Source organism: Clostridium sp. CAG:43 (assembly GCF_000434655.1).
In the GTDB taxonomy this organism is placed as follows: Bacteria; Bacillota; Clostridia; order Lachnospirales; family Lachnospiraceae; genus Otoolea; species Otoolea fessa.
The window spans coordinates 25,353-26,418 of sequence record NZ_FR895031.1; the positions used below are offsets into that span (position 1 = coordinate 25,353).

Genomic DNA, 1,066 nt, shown 5'->3' on the forward strand with positions numbered 1-1,066 from the left:
AAGAGCACGTGACGCTGGATAAACTGATGGGCCACGGCGGATTCTTCAAGACGAAGGGCGTTGGACAGCGTATCATGGCGGCAGCGGCTGACGTACCGGTATCCGTTATGGAGACAGCTGGTGAGGGCGGTGCCTGGGGTATCGCGGTTCTGGCGGCGTACCGCAAAGATAAGAAGCCGGGACAGAGCTTGTCCGATTACTTAAATGCGCAGGTATTTGCAGATGCAAAGGCGGAGACGATGGAGCCGGATGCAAAGGATGTCGAGGGCTTCAATGCGTTTATGACAAGCTATATCAATGGTCTGGCTGCCGAGAGAGGCGCCGTAGAAGGAAGGTTTTAATCGATGCTGGAAGAATTAAAAAAAGAAGTATACAAAGCTAATATGCTGCTTCCGAAATACGGTCTGGTTACCTTTACCTGGGGCAATGTTTCCGGGATTGACCGCGAGAGGGGGCTGTTTGTCATCAAACCGTCTGGCGTGGACTATGACAAACTGACGCCAGATGATATGGTTGTCATGGATCTGGAAGGAAACCGCGTTGAGGGAACGCTGAATCCGTCCTCTGATACAAAAACCCACCTGATTCTTTATAACCGTTTTCCGAAGATCGGCGGCGTGGTTCACACGCACAGCCCGTGGGCGACTTCCTGGGCGCAGGCGGGACGTGACATTCCGTGCTACGGAACGACCCATGCAGATTATATTTATGGTTCCGTTCCATGCGCGAGAAACTTAAATGAGGAAGAATTAAAGAATTATGAGTGGAACACAGGCGTTCTGATTGCAGATTTGTTTGAGGAGAGGAAGCTCGACCCGATGGCGGTGCCATGTGTGCTCTGCAAGAACCATGGACCGTTTACCTGGGGCAAGGATGCGCATGAGGCGGTTCACAATGCGGTTGTACTCGAGGAGGTTGCCAAGATGGCGGCGCGCTGCGAGATGATCAATCCGGATGTGAAGGAAGCGCCGCAGTGCCTGCAGGATAAACATTATCTGCGGAAGCATGGCCCGGGGGCGTATTACGGACAAGGGAATTTGTAGTTACTGTTCACGGGTAGGCACTT

General features: G+C 52.6%; 2 protein-coding genes. Both read left to right on the forward strand.

Going from position 1 to position 1,066, the window contains the following annotated elements; all coding sequences use genetic code 11:
• Positions 1 to 341, forward strand: a 341-nt coding sequence (locus QVO97_RS03025) for an FGGY-family carbohydrate kinase (RefSeq protein ID WP_288188760.1), incomplete at its 5' end; no start/stop codon positions are given.
• Between the two features lie 3 nt (positions 342 to 344).
• Entirely contained in the window at positions 345 to 1,043 is a 699-nt protein-coding gene (locus QVO97_RS03030; protein WP_022358942.1) for an L-ribulose-5-phosphate 4-epimerase, read from the forward strand.
• Positions 1,044 to 1,066: the final 23 nt, after the last annotated feature.